This window comes from Microbacterium sp. RU1D (assembly GCF_900156435.1).
Classification (GTDB): Bacteria; Actinomycetota; Actinomycetes; order Actinomycetales; family Microbacteriaceae; genus Microbacterium.
This window is the reverse complement of record NZ_FTPQ01000003.1, coordinates 283,241-299,383: the sequence shown is the minus strand read 5'-3', so window position 1 is coordinate 299,383 and position 16,143 is coordinate 283,241. Positions and strand designations below refer to the sequence as shown.

Sequence of the window (16,143 nt, the reverse complement as noted above, 5' to 3'; positions counted from 1 at the left end):
CCGTGACCGATCGCCCCGCCCGCCCGCCGCGCCCGCAGCACGTCCTCCACGTCGTGGCGACGGAATGCCTCAGCCCGCACCTCGTGCGCGTGCGCGCCCGCGGCGCCGATCTGGCCGCGTTCCGCGAGAGCCCGCACACCGACGCGTACGTCAAGATCTCATTCGCCAAGCCCGAGCTGGGTCTCGAGCCGCCCTACGACCTGGCGACGTTACGCGAGACGCTGGCGCCTGAGGACCTGCCCGTGACGCGGACGTACACGGTGCGCTCCGTCGACGGAGACGAACTCTCGATCGACTTCGTCGTGCACGGTGACGAGGGCCTCGCCGGGCCCTGGGCGGCGCACGCCCAGCCGGGCGATCGGCTCGTGGTCTCGTCACCCGGTGGGGGGTACGCCCCCGACCCGTCGGCCGATTGGCACCTGTTCGCGGGCGACGAGTCCGCGCTCCCCGCGATCGCGGCTGCGCTCGAGGCCCTCGCTCCGGATGCCGTGGGCGCGGCGTTCCTCGAGGTGCAGAGCGCTGAGGAGCAGCTCCCGCTCACCGCGCCGCCCGGGGTCCTTCTGACGTGGGTGCACCGCGGTGAGGCGCCCGCCGGCGCCACGCCCGTGCTGGCCGAGGCGGTGGCGGCGTGGCATCCGCTCGACGGACGAGGGCAGGTTTTCGCGCACGGCGAGCGTGAGGCGATGAAGGCCTTGCGCGACATCGTTTTCACCCGTTGGGGGCTCGAACGTAACCAGGTGTCCCTCTCGGGATACTGGGCGTACGGCCGGACCGAGGACCGGTTCCAGGCCGAAAAACGCGAACCGATCGGCAAGATCCTCTGACGTCGCGGCGCGGGCCCGACCTCAGGCCTGAGCGCGCTCCGGGAGCGTGGGGATGAGCTGCTCGAGGAACGCCGCGGTGTCCTCCCAGCCGTGCACGGCCTGGCAGGTCACACCCATGGCGAGGACCGGGTAGTCGTTGCCGTCGGGGTCGAGCCGGTCGCCGACGAAGAGCATGTCGTCGAGGGGGATGCCGGTCGCTTCCGCGAGCTTGCCCATGCCGTAGGCCTTGTCGATGCCGCGGTGGGTGATGTCCACGGAGGTCGAGCCGCCGGAGCGGACTTCGAGGTCGGGGATGCGCGCGGCGACGGCCTCGCGGAGGTTGTTCTTCTTCTCGCCCGTCGGGTCCCACGCCATCTTCGCGTCGAGCGGGGCCGACTGGCCGAGGGCGGAGAAGGTGATCTGCGAACCGCGGTCTTCGAGGATGTCGCCCCAGGGCTCGGCCTCCCACAGGCCGAGGCGCTCGGCCTCTTCGCGCACGGCCGACAGGGCGCGCTTCTTCTCGTCGTCGGTGAGGGAGTGCGCGTACACGGTCTCGACGCCGGCGGGGGTGAGGCGGTAGTACTGCGTGCCGCAGGTCGGCATGAGGTGGAACCGCGAGAGGAGTTCTGGCGCTGCTTCGGGCAGCCGCTCGACGACCTGGCTGCGGAACTGCTGCAGCTGCCCGCCGGAGATGATGGCGACCTCGACACGCTCGGCCAGTGCCAGCAGGAGTTCGCCGATCCGAGGGTCGATGGCCGACTTCGACGGGGCGAGGGTGTCGTCGAGGTCGAAGGCGACGAGGCGGGGCGTGGCGTCGGACACGGGGCTCCTAGGAAGGGGTCGTCGTGCGCACGGGGGTGCGCGGGCGGCTGTCGACCGGCATCCGGGAATGCCGCGCGATCGACCTCGATTCTACGGGGGGCCGCGCCGGACGCCTGTCGCTCGGGGAGCGGCCGGGAGCGGGCGAAGCCGCGAGCTCAGGCCCGGCGCAACAGGGTGCCGATCTGTGCACCGTCGCGGTCGAAGACCGTCATCGTGTCGCCCGAGATCTCGGCCGATCGAATGCGGCGCAGCCAGGTGTCTACGCCGAGGCATGCTTTCAACGTGCTGATCCCGAGAGAGAAGGAAAGCCGATCCCCGTCGACGGAATAGGAGCCCAGGATGCCATTGCACCCGTCGCTGCCGCGCACTTCCCCGTCATTCAGGACGAGATGTTCGTCGCCCGTTCCCGCCCATTGTTCGCCTGTGAAGGCGGGCGCGGATCGCGGGCTGCGACCGATGACTCCCATGCCTATGAATGCAACCGCCGTCATGGCGACCCACCTGCCGATCATGAGACTCTCCTCATCTTTGACGGAATGCGAAAAATGTTCTTACCCAATGTTCAGGTTGTCATAGGGTGAACCGCGACGCTGAGAGATGGGTGGGGGCCCTGTCAACGGTTCCTGTCCTGCTCATGGTGCGTTTTTCCATCAACGACATGAGATGAGACGATGACACGAAACATGAAGCGTATGGGGTGGGCCGGCGCGTCCGCCGCTCTCGCGCTCACCGCGTCCGGCTTGCTGGCCCCCGCGGTCGCCTTCGCCGGTGACGACCAGTCGGTCGCGCCCACGTCGGGCGCCGAATTCGACGCCACCGCCAAGCAGCTGCTGAGCAGCAATGAGCAGGTTCAGGCCGTCGCGAAGGACGGAAACGGCAACGTCGTCGTCTACGCCACCGCCGATGAGGCAGCTCTGCAGGGCGAGGCGAAGACTTTCGTCGAGTCGAAGTCGAACGTCCACGTGAAGGTCATCGACAGCCCCATCAAGGCGCTGGCCGAGACCGATGTCGTCGCCGGCGCCGGGTACTTCTCGACCGACCCCGCGAACCCGGGCCCCGGTGGTCTCTGCTCGATCGGATTCACGGGGTGGAGCCCCCAGGGCGACCCGGCCGTCATCACTGCCGGTCACTGCAACGAAGACGGGCTCTTCTCGCGCAGCTTCCTGACGCTGCCCTCGGGCGACCCCGCCGGTGGTGGAGCGGGGGACAACACCACCGCCAAGGTGACGGACGAACTCGGAACGCTCGCGTTCACGCAGTTCGGTGGTCCTGGCAGCACCGAGGGCTCCGAGGGTGACGTGACTTCGGTCGATATCGCGACCATCGACATCACCAACGACGCGCTCGACCTGCACCCCGAGATCACCGACTGGACCACGGCTTCCAGTGACGACCTCTCGAAGTCGACCACCGACGTCACCGCCGTGGGTTCTGCCCAGGTCGGCCAGCCCGCCTCCAAGTCGGGCCGCACCACCGGGCTCACCACCGGCACGGTGACCGCAGTGCAGGGTTGGTCGAAGATCAGCAAGCCCGACGAGACCTTCCGCTGGGTGTACGGCTTCGCGATCGAGAGCGACTCGCGGATCGTCCAGGAAGGCGACTCGGGTGGAGCCGTCTTCCAGGGCGGCACCGCGGTGGGCGTCGTCTCCGGTGGCAGCCAGGACGGCGACCTCCTGTGGGCCGCCGACCTCCAGGCCGGTCTCGCTCAGACCGACGGCTACACCGTCGCGCTGAAGATCAACGCTCCTTCGCTCGTCACCCCCGCCGACGGCGGCACGGTGGGCGTCGGCGGCGCCATCTCCGGTACCGCTCAGGTGGGCACCACGCTGAAGGTGAAGCCCTCGAACGGCGACGCCTTCGACGTGACCGTCGACGGTTCGGGCAACTGGAGCTTCGCCGCTCCCGACAAGCTCGGCACCTACTCGTTCTCGCTCACCTCGGTCAGCGGCTACAACACCTCGGCCACGGTCGACGCGTCGGTGCGGGTCAAGGCGGAGGCCCCGGTCATCACGAGCCCCGCCAACGGCTCGACGATCGAGAACGAGCTCACCGCGATCTCGGGCACCGGCCTCGCCGGCGCCACCGTGACCCTGGCGGGCGACGTCAAGGGCACCGCGAAGGTCGGCGCCGACGGCAACTGGTCCGTCGGGACCGATCTCAGCATCGGCCAGTACAAGGTCACCGCCACCCAGGCCCGCGACGGTGAGACGTCGGCCGCGGCCACCGTCGAGTTCACCGTCGCCCCCTCGGCTCCGGTCATCACCGGCATCCAGGACGGAGAGTCGTACACCGGCGCCGCTGTTCCCACCGCGATCTCGGGCACGGGCCTCACCGGCGCCGACATCACGGTGACGATCAACGACGCGAAGGTCGGCGAGACTGTCGTCAAGGACGGTAAGTGGTCGGTCGTGCTGAAGGACGCCCTGGCCGCCGGTGACTATGCCGTGGTCGCCACGCAGACGGTCGACGGTGTCTCGAGCTCCGCGTCGGTGAGCTTCTCGGTCACGGCCGCACCCGCCCCGGCGCCTTCGCCCAGCGGCACCCCCGCTCCGGGTGGAAACCCCGGCGGCGGCAACGGTGGCGGCAACGGCGGCGGACTCGCCAACACCGGTATGGGTGACGTCGCCCCCCTCGCATGGGGCGCGTTCGCCCTCATGCTGGGTGGCTTCGGCGCCCTCGGTTACCGCAAGGTGCGCCGCAGCACGCGATAAGCACCCCTGAGTCAGCGCCCCCGGCGCCTTCCCGTTTCGGAAGGCTCCGGGGGCGCTTTCTCGTAGGGGCACGCGGACGATGCGCCGTGGCCCGACGACGGCGAGACCTCGCCGTGTGCCCGATCCTGCGTCCAGAGCGTGCAGCTGCTCGATCGGCGTCCATCGGGAGCGAGGCGCGGAACCGCGGCGAAGAGCTCTCGCGGTGCGAATCGCCGCTGCCGCGCTGGCTGGCCCCTGCGCCGTGCTGGGTCGGGGTGATGGGCCGGGTGGGGGGCGATGGCCGGCGCGAGGCGACGAATCGGCCGGGGCGGGCAATGTGCCGGCGCAGGGCGATGGGCAGCCCGAGGAAAAGAAGAAGGGCCCCCGCTGAGCGGAAGCCCTTCTCGATGATGCGATGGTCGGGGTGACAGGATTTGAACCTGCGGCCTCGTCGTCCCGAACGACGCGCGCTACCAAGCTGCGCCACACCCCGTTGCAACTTGAAAAGTCTACCCTGCCGCGGGCCATGCTCCGAACCACGCGAGACACCGGGCGCGCCGCCGCCGTGCTCACGGGCTCGATCGGGCGTCCCGGGGCGGGCGGCGGCCCGTCATGGGCGGGCCGCCACCCGGGGGCGTCAGATGCGCAGAGTTCGACGACGGCGCGCGACCGCCCACAGCACCGCGCCGAGCCCGGCGACCGTCATCGCCGTTCCCGCCAGGGCCGGGACCGCCGCCGCGGAGGAGCCGGTTGCCGCCAGGGACGCGATCGCGGCCGGCGGAGGCACCGGCGCGCCGGCGGCCGGCGGGGGTGCCGGAACGGGCGTCGCCGTCGGTGCGGGCGGAGCCACCTGCTCCGTCTGCGAGGGCGACGCGAATCGCTCCGTCCACCGATACCCGACGGGCAGGTGCGGCGCGGTGGCCGACTCCTGGGCGTCGCGCTCGATGCGCCAGACGGCGGTGTAGACGCCCGGCCCGGGGAGCTCGGGACTCTGCACCGTGTAGGTTCCGGCCCCGACGGAGGGGTCGGTGGTGAGGCTCAGGTGGGCGAGGGGTGTGAGATTCCCTGGGACCTCGTCGGCTTCGGCCGGCCACGCCCCCGTGCGATAGACGTCCGCAGTCGCGGTGACCGAGACGAACGACCCGTCGCTGCGGCGCGGCCAGACGCCGTCCTGCGGCGAGACCGTCACCTCGTCGATGAACCGTCCCGCCGCGATGCGCGCTGTGGTCTCGATGCGTGGGGAGAACCGCACGGGCCGGGGCGTGGCATCCTGTGTCGACAGCTCGAACCGCGTGGGCTCGGCGGGACCGGCGCTCTCCTGCTGTCCGGGGGTCGTGAACAGGCGAACGGCGGCCGCGTGAACCGCGAACGACCCCGTGACGTGCACGACGTACGGACGGCCATCGTCGGATGCCGACGCGGGAGCCGTGATCGCGTACGTGTCGCCGACGTGGACGTTCTCGCGAGCGGTCGTTCCGGTGTCGGTGAAGATCGCGTTCTCGAGCTGGAGCGTTCCGGTCGCGTCGGGGTCGACATCGACGCTCACGCTGCCGTGCGTGGGGTCGTCGGCGTCCGTCGTGAGAGCGAGGGAACCACCGATCCGCGGAACCTGAACGGCCTCGGCCTCGGCGAGATATTGCGCCGTCCGCTCCTGGATCGCGCGGCTGTTCTCTGGGCTGGCGCGCCGCATGATGTAGTCGATCGCCCCGGCGAGATCGTCGCCCTCATATCCCCAGGAGTGCAGCGTGGTCGGACGGTCGACGATGGCTTTGACGGCCCACGCGACGCTCGCGGCCTGCACAGGGTCGTCGGTCTGCCCGTACGTGGTCACCAGATGGTTGATCGACACGAGCTGCTGCGGGGTGAGTCCGTTCACGTCGCTGGAGGTGCCGTGATCGGTCGTCGCGTCGGTCGCTACGGGAAGACCCGGGTGGATGCAGTACGTGTGGGTGTCGCCCACCCGCATGGACCCGTGCCATCCGGTGCGCGAGAGGGGTGCCCACGTCCCGAAGCCCGTGCCGCGATCGGCGGCCTGAGCCGCGGGTGCGGCGACGAGGGTGCCGACGAGGACCGTGAGGAGGACGAGGGCCGCGGGGATGCGACGTGTCGGTGGAGGAGGATGGTGCATGAGTGGTTCCCTTCGATCGAGGAGTTCGATCGTCGGTCATCCGCCTGCCGGCGCATGCGGAGAAGGGACCGATCCGTGGATGGATCGATCCCTTCTCGCGGTGGGGAGGAGCGGTTAGCGCGGGAGAAGCGTGAGCAGGCTCGCCTCCGGGCGACAGGCGAAACGCACCGGCGCGTAGATCGAGTGTCCGAGTCCCGCGCTGACGTTCAGCGGCACGGAACGACCCTCCGCTGCCCACGCGCTCAGACCGCGCGCCTGGTCGAGCGGGAGGTCGCAGTTCGACACGAGCGCCTTCCCGCTGAACGGCACGCGCACTTGCCCGCCGTGCGTATGGCCGGCCAGCAGCACGTCGGCGCCGAGGCCGACGAAGGTGTCGAGGGTTCGGCGGTAGGGCGCGTGCATGACGCCGAGAGTGAGGTCGGCATCCGGCAGGGACTCGAGGACCGGGGGGATGAGGTCGGGCTTGTCCCAGTTGCGGTGGGCGTCGTTCACGCCGAACGCCGTGAGACGGAGCCCCTTCACCTCCAGCGACACCGCCGTGTCGTCGAGCACGCTCCACCCGAGGTCGTCGGTGAAGAACCGGTCGAGCGCATCGACGTCGAGGTGCTTGTGCGCGGGGAGGTTGCCGGAGGGGCCCAGGAAGTAGCGCAACGGGTTGCGGGGAGCCGGCTCCTGAAAGTCGTTCGAGCCGTGGACGACGAGGCCCGGGACGCCGCGCAGGGGAGCGAAGGCGGCACGGATTCCGGTGAGGCCGTCGCGATGGCCCAGGTTGTCGCCGGTGTTGACGACGAGATCGGGCGAGAGCTCGGCCAGTCTGGCCATCCACTCCTGCTTGCGGTGCTGCCACGGCGCCATGTGCGCGTCGGAGACATGCAGGATGCGAATGGGCTCCGCCCCCTTGGGGAGCACGCGAACGGCGTGGTAGCGCACGGTGAAGAGGTAGCGCTCGACGCCCATTCCCCAAACGGCCGCCCCGACGGCGGCCGCCCCCGCGACCCCGAGGGGCGCGAGGGCGGCCTTCACCAGGGGACCGGTCACGAGGGGCAGTCCTTCGCGATGATGGTCAGCGCGATGTTGGTGCTCTTGGGCGCCGAGGTGCCGCCGGGCGGGTTGGTCGAGACGACCTGCCCCTCGGCGGGAGCCTTCTCGTCCTTGGAGCACCCACCGATGGAGACGGTGCCGTAACCCGCCGACAGCATGGCCGCGCGAGCCGAGCTGACCGGCTGGCCAGCGACGTCGGGAACCGTGCCGCCCTGCCCGTTACCAGGGCTCAGGGTGATGACGGAACCCACGGCCGCCGAGCCGCCGCCGGGGTTCTGCGCCGCGACGCGGTCGTTGCCCAGCTCGGAATCGATCGGGTCGCCCACCGAGACGCGGAAGCCGGCGTTCTGGAGGGTGGAGCGCGCGCTGTCGATCGTCTGCCCGACGACGTTCGGCAGGTCGGCCTGCTTCGTGCGCAGCAGATCCGAGGCCGGATCCGGGAAGCGGTCGCCTCCGTAGAACTCGTTCGATGCGCTCTGAATGTCGCGAGCCAACGGGTACCGGATGTCGGCGAGCTGCAGACCGTTGTAGTACTTGCGGAACAAGTCGACCGTTCCGGTGTAGTTCCCAACCCAGACGGCCGTCGTGGTGTTGGTCGAGGACTCGATCATCCAGGTCTCGTGGCCCTCGTGCGTCCCGGTCTTGCCCGCCATGGGAGTGCCGTCGCCGGGGTTCGCGCGGGCGCCCGTTCCTCCACTGGACATGACGCCCTGCAGGGCGTAAGCGGCGGTCGCGGCGATCTCGGGCGTGAGCGCGGCGGAACAGGTGCGCTCGGGGATCGCCCGCTCGGAACCGTCGCTGGCGGTGACCTTGTCGATGACCTTCGGCTGGCAGAGGGTTCCGCCGTTGGCGACCGTGGCGTACGCGGCGGCCATCGCGATGGGCGAGACGTTGTCGTCACCGATGACGTTGTTCGGGAACTTCATTTCGATGGGCGTCCCGTCGCCGCGAGTGACACCGAGCTTCGCCGCGGTCTTGGCGATGTCGCAAAGGTCGAGTTCCGATGCCATCTGCAGGTATCCGGTGTTCAACGAGTCCCTCGTGAACCGCAGAGGCGTGCCGACGTAACCGCGGTCATTGGCGAAGTTGTTGATGACGTCTTTTTTATTGGGGTTGACGTAGTTCCCTGTGCAGGAGTTCGTCATATTCGGAACCGGCCCCAGCGTGCCGTTCAACGTTTCGTTGAGGGAGTGCCCCTTCTCGAGCCAGTCGACGAGGGTGAACAGCTTGAACGTCGACCCGGCGCTGAACCCGATCGAGCCGCCGTTGTTGATGTCACCGGCGAACACCACCGAGTTGTAGGTGGGATCCGATTGAGCGAGCGAGGCGTCCTGCGTGAACTTCGTGTTCTGCGCGATGGCGAGAACCCGGCCGGTCTTGGCTTCCAGATTCACCGCGGTCGAGCCGAACTTGATGCCGTCGTAGCTCTGGGGCGCGTACTCGCTCATGGCATTCTGCGCGGCATCCTGAACACGCCAGTCCAGCGTGGTCTGGATGGTCAGACCGTCCTGGCGCAGCGCTCGCACGCGGTCGTCGGTCTCTTCGCCGAAGGCGGGGTCGTTCAGGATCGTCGAGACGACGTACTGGCAGAAATACGGAGCGGCGGAAGCGGCGCAGCCCTGGTCGGTCGAGGTGATCGACGGGCTGATCGGCTCGATCGCGAACTGCACGTACTGTTCGTGCGTGATCTTGCCGTCAGCCTCCATGCGGCTGAGCACGTAGAGCTGGCGGCCCTTCGTCTCGCTGTAGCCGTCGGCGGCGTTGACGAGCTGCTCCTGCGTGATCTCGCCGTTGTCGCGCAGCGTGTACAGCGCCTGGATGGTCCCCTGGTCGACGTCGTCGATCGAGCCGTCGGGCGCCTTGTTCCACGCGGTCGTGCCGTCGTTGATCGAGCCCTCGGGGATGTCGATGCGGAAGCGGTTGGGGTTCTGCACCATTCCCGCCAGCACCGCGGCCTGCCCGACGTTCAGCTGCGAGGCGGGGACGTTGAAGTAGCGCTTCGCCGCGGCGTCGATGCCGTACGTGACGCCACCGAAGTTGGCGATGTTGAGGTAGCCGAGGAGGATCTGGTCCTTCGTGTACTCCTTCTCGAGCTGCACGGCGTAGCGCATCTCCTGGAGCTTGCGCTGGTAGCCCGCGGCGCCGTCGGACTGGATCGCCTCGAGGGCGCACTTCTGCAGCGCCTCGTCGCGTGTCATGGCCGGCTGCGTGTCGGTCGCCTCGACGGCCTTCGCGTCGCGCTCGCAGCGCTGGACGAGCACGTTCTTCACGTACTGCTGGCTGATCGAGGATCCACCCTGGGTCTCGCCGCCCGAGGCGTTGCTGAGCAGGGCGCGCGCCGTTCCGATGAGGTCGACGCCACCGTGCTGGTAGTAGCGGGGGTCCTCCGACGACAGCACGGCGTCGTACATGACCGGAGAGACCTGGTCGAACGTGACGGGTGAGCGGTTCTGGTCGAAGAACTTCGCCAGCACCTGGTCGCCGGCTATCAGCGTCGTCGGCTGCATGAGCTCGTCGGGCTGCAGGTAGCTCGGCATCTTGTCGAAGATCGTGATGGCGCTGGAGGCCGCGGCGCCGGAGACGGCGATGGCCGGCGTCACGGCGGCGGTGACCAGGAGTCCGGCGACCGCGCTCAGGCCGACGAGGCCGACGATGCCGCCGAGGGCGCCGCTAGCCGTTCGTTTGTTCTCGGGCATAGGGTTGATGCTAAGCGACGTTGCTGGGCGATGCCTCGAAGGCGTGCGCTCGCGCGCGTACGTATCCGTCCCCGCGCGCGAGATCCACGCGCGCCGACCCACCGCCGGGAGCTCCGAATGACCACGTGGGAATACCTCACCACGCCGCTGCTGATCCACAACACCGCCGCGATCCTCAACAACTGGGGCAAGCAGGGGTGGGAGCTCGTGCAGGTGGTGACCGGTCCCGAGGGCGGACTCGTCGCGTACTTCAAGCGTCCTACCGGCGGAGGCGCCGCGAACGCCGGCCTGGGTGCCGCCGAGACCGCCGCCAAGCAGTTCGAGGGCCAGCAGTGAGCGTCTCCGAGCGCCTGGCCGCCCTCGGCGTCGAGGTCCCCGCGGTCGTCCCGCCGGTGGCGTCGTACATCCCTGCGAAGCGCCACGGCGACCTCGTGTACACCTCGGGGCAGCTGCCGATGGTGCAGGGGGTGCTCCCCGCGACCGGCAAGGTCGGCGAGTCCGAGGGTCTGGTGACCCAGACGGATGCCAAGGGCTACGCGCGTCAGTGCGCGCTGAACGCGATCGCGGCCGCGGCGGCCCTCGTCGGCGGCGTCGACAACCTCACCGGTGTGCTCAAGCTGACCGGGTTCGTGGCATCCGTCCCCGACTTCACCGGGCAGCCGGGTGTCATCAACGGCGCGAGCGAATTCCTCGGCGAGGTGTTCGGCGAGGCCGGCGCGCACGCGCGATCGGCGGTCGGCGTGCCGGTGCTGCCCCTGGACAGCCCGGTCGAGGTCGAGGTGGTCTTCACCGTCGCCTGACGACGTGGACGCGAGGGGGCCGTGAACGGGATGACCGTTCGCGGCCCCTTCGTCATCGTGGAACGTGCGTCGGCGCGACAGGCCGGGGACGCCGCGAGAGCGGCATCCCCGGCCGGCGGGTGTCACTTCACCTGGGCGCTGATCACGCTCATGACGGCGGTGTCGGCCAGGGTCGTCGTGTCTCCGACCTCGCGCCCCTCGGCGACGTCGCGCAGGAGGCGACGCATGATCTTGCCCGAGCGGGTCTTCGGCAGCTCGCCGACGATGTAGACGTCGCGGGGGCGGGCGATCGGTCCGATCTGCTCGCCGACCCATCTGCGCAGCTCGTCGCCGAGGCCCTCGACGGGGTTCTGCTTCAGGTAGCGGCTTTTGATGATCACGAAGGCCACGACCGCCTGGCCTGTCGTCTCGTCCGAGGCGCCCACGACCGCTGCCTCGGCCACACCTTCGTGTCCGACCAGGGCCGACTCGATCTCGGCGGTCGACAGGCGGTGACCCGAGACGTTCATGACGTCATCGACGCGGCCGAGCAGCCAGACGTCGCCGTCGTCATCGAGACGGGCGCCGTCGCCGGCGAAGTAGTAGCCCTTGTCGGCGAACTTGTCCCAGTACGTCTCGCGGTAGCGGTCGGGGTCGCCCCAGATGCCGCGCAGCATGCTGGGCCACGGCTCGGTCACGACGAGGAGACCGCCGCTGCCGTTGCCGACCGGCTCGCCGGCGTCGTCGACGACCGCGATGGAGATTCCGGGCACGGGCACCTGCGCCGAGCCGGGCTTGGTCTCGGTGACACCCGGCAGGGCCGAGATCATGATGGCTCCCGTCTCGGTCTGCCACCACGTGTCGACGATCGGCGTGTCGTCGGCCCCGATGATCTCGCGGTACCAGACCCACGCCTCGGGGTTGATGGGCTCTCCGACGGAGCCGAGCAGACGCAGCGACGACAGGTCGAAGCTCTGCGGGACGTCCCGACCGATCTTCATGAACGACCGGATCGCCGTCGGCGCGGTGTAGAAGACGGTAACTCCGTGATTCTGGATCAGCTCCCACCAGCGCCCCGGGTGCGGGGTGTCGGGCGTCCCCTCGTAGAGGAGCTGCGTGGCGCCGTTGGCGAGCGGACCGTAGGTCACGTACGTGTGCCCGGTGATCCAGCCGATGTCGGCGGTGCACCAGTAGACGTCCGTCTCGGGATGCACGTCGTGGACGACCCGGTTCGTGAACGCGGCCTGGGTGAGGTACCCGCCGGAGGTGTGCAGGATGCCCTTCGGCTTCCCCGTCGTGCCGGAGGTGTACAGGATGAACAGCGGCGTCTCGGCCGGGAACGCCTCGGCCTCGTGCTCGGCGGAGGCGTTCGGCACCGCGTCGTGCCACCAGATGTCGCGGTCGGCATTCCATTCGACCTCGTTCTCGCCCCGCTTGACGACGATCACGTGTTCGACGGTCTCCTGGATGCCGGAGCCGTTGCGGTCGGAGAGCGCTTGGTCGACCGCGGGCTTCAACGGTGAGACCTTGCCCTTGCGCCACCCACCGTCTGCGGTGATGACGACCTTGGCTCCGGCGTCGTCGATGCGGGCACGAAGGCTGTCGGCCGAGAAGCCGCCGAAGACGACCGAGTGCACAGCCCCGATGCGCGCGACGGCGAGCATCGAGGCGATCGCCTCCGGGATCATCGGCAGGTACAGCGCCACGCGATCGCCGCGCTCGACCCCGAGCCCGAGCAGCACATTGGAGAGTCGCTTGACCTCGTCGGTGAGCTCGGCGTACGTGACGTTGCGCTGATCGCCCGGTTCGCCCTCCCAGCGCAAGGCGATCCGGTCCCCGTTGCCGGCCTCGACGTGGCGGTCGAGGCAGTTGTAGGCGACGTTCAGCTCGCCGTCGGCGAACCATTCCGCGAACGGCGGGTTGGACCAGTCGAGCACTTTCGTGAAGGGCGTGTGCCAGTGCAGTTCCCGCGCCTGCTCGGCCCAGAAGCCCTCGCGGTCGGCGGCGGCGCGCTCGTACAGACTCCGGTCTGCGACGGCGTTCTCGGCGAAAGCGGCCGACGGGGCGAACCGTCGGGTCTCGTTGAGGAGGTGGTCGATCTGGCTGCTCATCGCGGCGCTCCTTCGCGTTCACGTCACGCCCGCGTCGGTGCGCGGCGTTCTACCCGGGTCACGCTATCGAGCGCTCCGGTCGCGAGCCACCTCCGATAGTTGGCATCGGCGTCGCCCGGGAAACAGGTGATATATCGCGATGAATAGGTCGTGGGAGTTGGCCCGAATCAATGGCGCGCGTACGCTGAAGACGCCCGAACATCGCTTCCGGCACTCGCGTCGGGGGGAGCCCCCCAATTTTCCTCCGGCGCGCGGCGGCATCCCTCGCCCCCCACTGTAGGGATGCCGCCCCCTTCTTTTTCCGGGCCTCTTCGCCCTTCCTCCCCACACGTGCGATCCGGACTGCTGTCCACGGATGCCGGTTCGCGCCCGGCGCCGCGTCGGCCCTCTCCCTACCGTCGTGGTCATGGCATCCCTCGCCCTCCCCGCATCGTCCGTCGAGGCGGAACGCCGCCCCATCGCAGACAGCGATCCGGATCGGCGCGCCGTCGACGAAGACGCGGCGGTGGCGTTCCTGCGCCCGTTCCTCGACGACCCGCTCGTCACCGACCTCTTCGTCAACGGCGAGCATGGTCTCTTCGTCGACCGGGGTGCCGGGATCGAGCGCGTGGCGTCGTGGCGGGCGAGCGAGAGCGAGGTGCGCCGTCTCGCGGTGAGGCTCATCGCCCGAGGCGGACGGCATCTCGACGACGCGTCGCCCTGCGTCGACGTGCGCCTCGAGCGCGGCATCCGGGTGCACGCGGTGCTCGCGCCCGTGGCGACCAGCGGCACGAGCATCTCCGTTCGCGTCCCGCGGTGGGAGGCTCCCGACCTGTCGGCACTGGCGCGCACGGGAATGCTGTCGTCCCGTCAGCGCGAGCGCATTGAGGACTTCGTGCGTCGTCGCGTGAACGTGCTCATCACGGGTTCGACCGGCGCGGGCAAGACCACTCTTCTGTCCGCCCTGTTGGCCCACGTCCCGGTGGGCGAGCGCATCATCACCATCGAAGAGGTCGCCGAACTGCGTCCGTGTCATCCGCATCATGTTTCGCTCGAGGCGCGGCAGGCGAACATCGAGGGAGCGGGCGCGATCCCGCTCGCGCGACTGCTGCGCGAGGCTCTCCGCATGCGACCCGACCGCCTGATCCTGGGTGAGTGCCGCGGCGAGGAGCTGCGGGAGCTCCTCTTGGCCCTGAACACGGGGCACGACGGAGGTGCCGGCACGCTGCATGCGAGCAGCCTCGTCGACGTCGCGACGCGGCTGGAAGCGCTCGGTGCCCTTTCCGGAATGGATGCCGTGACCACGGCGCGGCAGGTGGTGAGCGCCGTCGGTGCGGTGGTCCACGTCGAGCGCTCGGGCGGTCGGCGCCGCGTCGCCGCGTGGGGGCGCCCTGTACTGCGCGGCGGCCGACTCGCGATCGATGCCGAGGAGTGGTCGTGACGGCTTCGCGGGCCGACCCCTACGCGACGGTGGTGCGGCTCGCCGTACTGCTCGGCGGGGGAGCCTCTCCCGCACGCGCGTGGCGGCATCTCGCGACCAGCGGCGATCCCGCACTGCGAGGTGCGGCCGTCGCGGCCGAGAGGGGCGGCGATGTCGGCACGGTCCTGACCGCAGCGGGCGGCGCCTGGGGCGATATCGCCGCCGTCTACAGCGTGGCCGTCGAGACGGGCGCTCCGCTGGCGGAGACCCTCCGTTCCGTGGCGGGGGGTCTGCGCGACGCGGCTGAGGTGGCATCCGAGGTGCGCGTCGCCATGGCGGAACCGCTCGCCACGGCGCGCCTGCTCGGCTGGCTGCCCGCGGCGGGGATACCCATGGGCGCGCTTCTCGGCGCCGACTCCGCAGGCGTGCTGCTCGGCGATCCGATCGGCCGCGCGTGCCTGGCGGGCGGGGTCGTCCTGATCGGCGCGGGGCGCATCTGGTCACGGCGACTGGCCCGAGCCGCTCGTCCGCCCGCGACGGTCCCCGGACTGGAAGCGGAACTCTGGGCGGTCGCGCTCTCGGCGGGGGCCTCTCCCGAGCGGGCGCGGGAGGTGATCGCGCGCCGGGCGTGCGGCCCCGACGAATCCGAATCGCACGCCGTCGACGCGACCCTCGATCTGGCGCTGCGCGCCGGCGTTCCCGCCGCGGAGCTCCTCCGCGCCGACGCCTGGGCGTCTCGCCACCGCGCTCGCACCGACGGGCGTGCGGCGGCGGCGCGTCTGGGGACACGCCTGCTCATCCCCCTGGGCGTGTGCACACTGCCCGCGTTCCTCCTGCTCGCCGTCGCACCGATCGTGCTGGGCCTGCTCCGCTCCGGCGTCATGCCCTGACGGATCCGTCCGATCGCCACGGACCTCAGGCTCCGGACCCCGTCCCGACCTCAGACGCTCGACCTCCGTCCCTGACCCCGTCCTCGTCTCCGACCCCTGAATCCGACCCTCGCCCTCCGTCCCTGACCCCGTCCTCGTCCCCGACCCCGACCCCGACCCCGACCCCGATAAGAAGGAGAACCCATGTCCGACCTCGACCCCCGTCGCCTCTTCGCACCCGACGCCTCGACGTTCCCCCTGCTCACCGGCGCCCGCGCGCGGCGGCTGCTGCTCGACGAGCGCGGTGCCGCCACCGCCGAGTACGCCGTCGCCACGATGGCGGCGGTCGCTTTCGCCGGGCTGCTCGTCATGATCATGCGCAGCGATGAGGTGCGCGGCATCCTGACCGACCTCGTCCGCCGCGCCCTGACGGTGCAATGAGAACGCGCGGCCGGCCCGGCGCCTCCGCACTCCCTCGCCTGGGGGAGCGCGGAGCGGTCGCCGCGGAGTTCGCGGTCACCCTCCCGGCTGTGCTGATCGTGCTGACGCTGGGGGTGGGAGTGCTCGGCACAGCCCTCACGACGGTGCGTCTGCAGCATGCGGCGACCGAGGGGGCGCGACTCCTCGGCCGCGGAGACGACGCTGGGGCGGCGGCCGCTCTCGCCGCCGCCGGCGGGTCGTTGACGGTGACACGCGGCGACGGTCTCGTGTGCGTATCGACGTCCGCGACGCGCGCTCTGCCGATCGCTCTGCCGATCTCGCCCGCTGCGGCGCGGGCATGCGCCCTCGACGGCGGCAGGTGATG

At 70.2% G+C, this 16,143-nt stretch carries 14 protein-coding genes and 1 tRNA gene; 8 read left to right on the top strand and 7 right to left on the bottom strand.

Annotated elements, in window-relative coordinates; all coding sequences use genetic code 11:
• Nucleotides 1-2 precede the first annotated feature (2 nt).
• A complete protein-coding gene (locus B0B15_RS13615) occupies nucleotides 3-824 on the top strand; it encodes a siderophore-interacting protein (protein WP_076676947.1) in 822 nt (273 codons plus the stop codon).
• Between the two features lie 21 nt (nucleotides 825-845).
• Here B0B15_RS13615 and B0B15_RS13610 read toward each other — a convergent pair whose 3' ends face one another.
• Nucleotides 846-1,625: an HAD-IIB family hydrolase gene (locus B0B15_RS13610; RefSeq protein ID WP_076676945.1), complete on the bottom strand. Its 780-nt coding sequence runs from the start codon at nucleotides 1,623-1,625 to the stop codon at nucleotides 846-848.
• 155 nt (nucleotides 1,626-1,780) lie between these two features.
• Nucleotides 1,781-2,137 carry an META domain-containing protein gene (locus tag B0B15_RS13605; protein ID WP_083709045.1) on the bottom strand — a complete coding sequence of 119 codons (357 nt, stop codon included), beginning with the start codon at nucleotides 2,135-2,137 and terminating at the stop codon, nucleotides 1,781-1,783.
• A 159-nt stretch (nucleotides 2,138-2,296) separates the two neighbouring features.
• Here B0B15_RS13605 and B0B15_RS13600 point away from each other — a divergent pair, with 159 nt between their 5' ends.
• A complete protein-coding gene (locus B0B15_RS13600) occupies nucleotides 2,297-4,336 on the top strand; it encodes a chymotrypsin family serine protease (protein WP_143016375.1) in 2,040 nt (679 codons plus the stop codon).
• Between the two features lie 395 nt (nucleotides 4,337-4,731).
• Here B0B15_RS13600 and B0B15_RS13595 read toward each other — a convergent pair.
• The 4 genes from B0B15_RS13595 to B0B15_RS13580 form a co-directional block, all read right to left on the bottom strand.
• A tRNA-Pro gene (locus B0B15_RS13595) sits at nucleotides 4,732-4,808 on the bottom strand.
• A gap of 144 nt (nucleotides 4,809-4,952) precedes the next feature.
• Nucleotides 4,953-6,443 (bottom strand): hypothetical protein, encoded by a 1,491-nt coding sequence (locus B0B15_RS13590; protein ID WP_076676941.1) that lies wholly within the window; start codon nucleotides 6,441-6,443, stop codon nucleotides 4,953-4,955.
• A 114-nt stretch (nucleotides 6,444-6,557) separates the two neighbouring features.
• A complete protein-coding gene (locus tag B0B15_RS13585) occupies nucleotides 6,558-7,481 on the bottom strand; it encodes a metallophosphoesterase (RefSeq protein WP_076676939.1) in 924 nt (307 codons plus the stop codon).
• Nucleotides 7,478-10,180, bottom strand: a complete 2,703-nt coding sequence (locus tag B0B15_RS13580; protein ID WP_076676938.1) for a transglycosylase domain-containing protein — start codon at nucleotides 10,178-10,180, stop codon at nucleotides 7,478-7,480. The genes B0B15_RS13585 and B0B15_RS13580 overlap by 4 nt, the downstream gene beginning before the upstream one ends.
• Before the next feature lie 117 nt (nucleotides 10,181-10,297).
• Here B0B15_RS13580 and B0B15_RS13575 point away from each other — a divergent pair, with 117 nt between their 5' ends.
• Together B0B15_RS13575 and B0B15_RS13570 are read left to right on the top strand one after the other, a co-directional pair.
• Nucleotides 10,298-10,516: a Sp36 family protein gene (locus tag B0B15_RS13575; protein WP_076676936.1), complete on the top strand. Its 219-nt coding sequence runs from the start codon at nucleotides 10,298-10,300 to the stop codon at nucleotides 10,514-10,516.
• On the top strand, nucleotides 10,513-10,980 hold the full coding sequence (locus tag B0B15_RS13570; RefSeq protein ID WP_076676934.1) for a RidA family protein: 468 nt from the start codon (nucleotides 10,513-10,515) through the stop codon (nucleotides 10,978-10,980). Before B0B15_RS13575 ends, B0B15_RS13570 begins: the two co-directional genes overlap by 4 nt.
• A gap of 122 nt (nucleotides 10,981-11,102) precedes the next feature.
• On the opposite strand, the gene acs is transcribed toward B0B15_RS13570, so the two are convergent.
• On the bottom strand, nucleotides 11,103-13,070 hold the full coding sequence (gene acs / locus B0B15_RS13565) for an acetate--CoA ligase (RefSeq protein WP_076676932.1): 1,968 nt from the start codon (nucleotides 13,068-13,070) through the stop codon (nucleotides 11,103-11,105).
• Between the two features lie 406 nt (nucleotides 13,071-13,476).
• On the opposite strand from acs, the gene B0B15_RS13560 reads away from it, so the two are divergent.
• From B0B15_RS13560 to B0B15_RS13545, 4 genes are all read left to right on the top strand, one after another.
• Entirely contained in the window at nucleotides 13,477-14,490 is a 1,014-nt protein-coding gene (locus B0B15_RS13560; RefSeq protein WP_176776655.1) for a TadA family conjugal transfer-associated ATPase, read from the top strand.
• Nucleotides 14,487-15,359, top strand: coding sequence for a type II secretion system F family protein (locus B0B15_RS13555; RefSeq protein ID WP_256334308.1), 873 nt, complete (start codon nucleotides 14,487-14,489; stop codon nucleotides 15,357-15,359). The genes B0B15_RS13560 and B0B15_RS13555 overlap by 4 nt, the downstream gene beginning before the upstream one ends.
• Nucleotides 15,360-15,542: 183 nt before the next feature.
• Nucleotides 15,543-15,779 (top strand): DUF4244 domain-containing protein, encoded by a 237-nt coding sequence (locus B0B15_RS13550; RefSeq protein WP_076676928.1) that lies wholly within the window; start codon nucleotides 15,543-15,545, stop codon nucleotides 15,777-15,779.
• Nucleotides 15,776-16,141: a TadE family protein gene (locus B0B15_RS13545; protein ID WP_076676926.1), complete on the top strand. Its 366-nt coding sequence runs from the start codon at nucleotides 15,776-15,778 to the stop codon at nucleotides 16,139-16,141. Before B0B15_RS13550 ends, B0B15_RS13545 begins: the two co-directional genes overlap by 4 nt.
• Nucleotides 16,142-16,143 lie beyond the last annotated feature (2 nt).

Bases quoted from the DNA above. Each gene is read 5' to 3' on its own strand.
- B0B15_RS13580 (WP_076676938.1), bottom strand. From the start codon at position 10,180: ATGCCCGAGAACAAACGAACGGCTAGCGGCGCCCTCGGCGGCATCGTC.
- B0B15_RS13605 (WP_083709045.1), bottom strand. From the start codon at position 2,137: ATGATCGGCAGGTGGGTCGCCATGACGGCGGTTGCATTCATAGGCATG.
- B0B15_RS13560 (WP_176776655.1), top strand. From the start codon at position 13,477: ATGGCATCCCTCGCCCTCCCCGCATCGTCCGTCGAGGCGGAACGCCGC.
- acs (WP_076676932.1), bottom strand. From the start codon at position 13,070: ATGAGCAGCCAGATCGACCACCTCCTCAACGAGACCCGACGGTTCGCC.
- B0B15_RS13590 (WP_076676941.1), bottom strand. From the start codon at position 6,443: ATGCACCATCCTCCTCCACCGACACGTCGCATCCCCGCGGCCCTCGTC.
- B0B15_RS13575 (WP_076676936.1), top strand. From the start codon at position 10,298: ATGACCACGTGGGAATACCTCACCACGCCGCTGCTGATCCACAACACC.
- B0B15_RS13545 (WP_076676926.1), top strand. From the start codon at position 15,776: ATGAGAACGCGCGGCCGGCCCGGCGCCTCCGCACTCCCTCGCCTGGGG.
- B0B15_RS13600 (WP_143016375.1), top strand. From the start codon at position 2,297: ATGACACGAAACATGAAGCGTATGGGGTGGGCCGGCGCGTCCGCCGCT.
- B0B15_RS13550 (WP_076676928.1), top strand. From the start codon at position 15,543: ATGTCCGACCTCGACCCCCGTCGCCTCTTCGCACCCGACGCCTCGACG.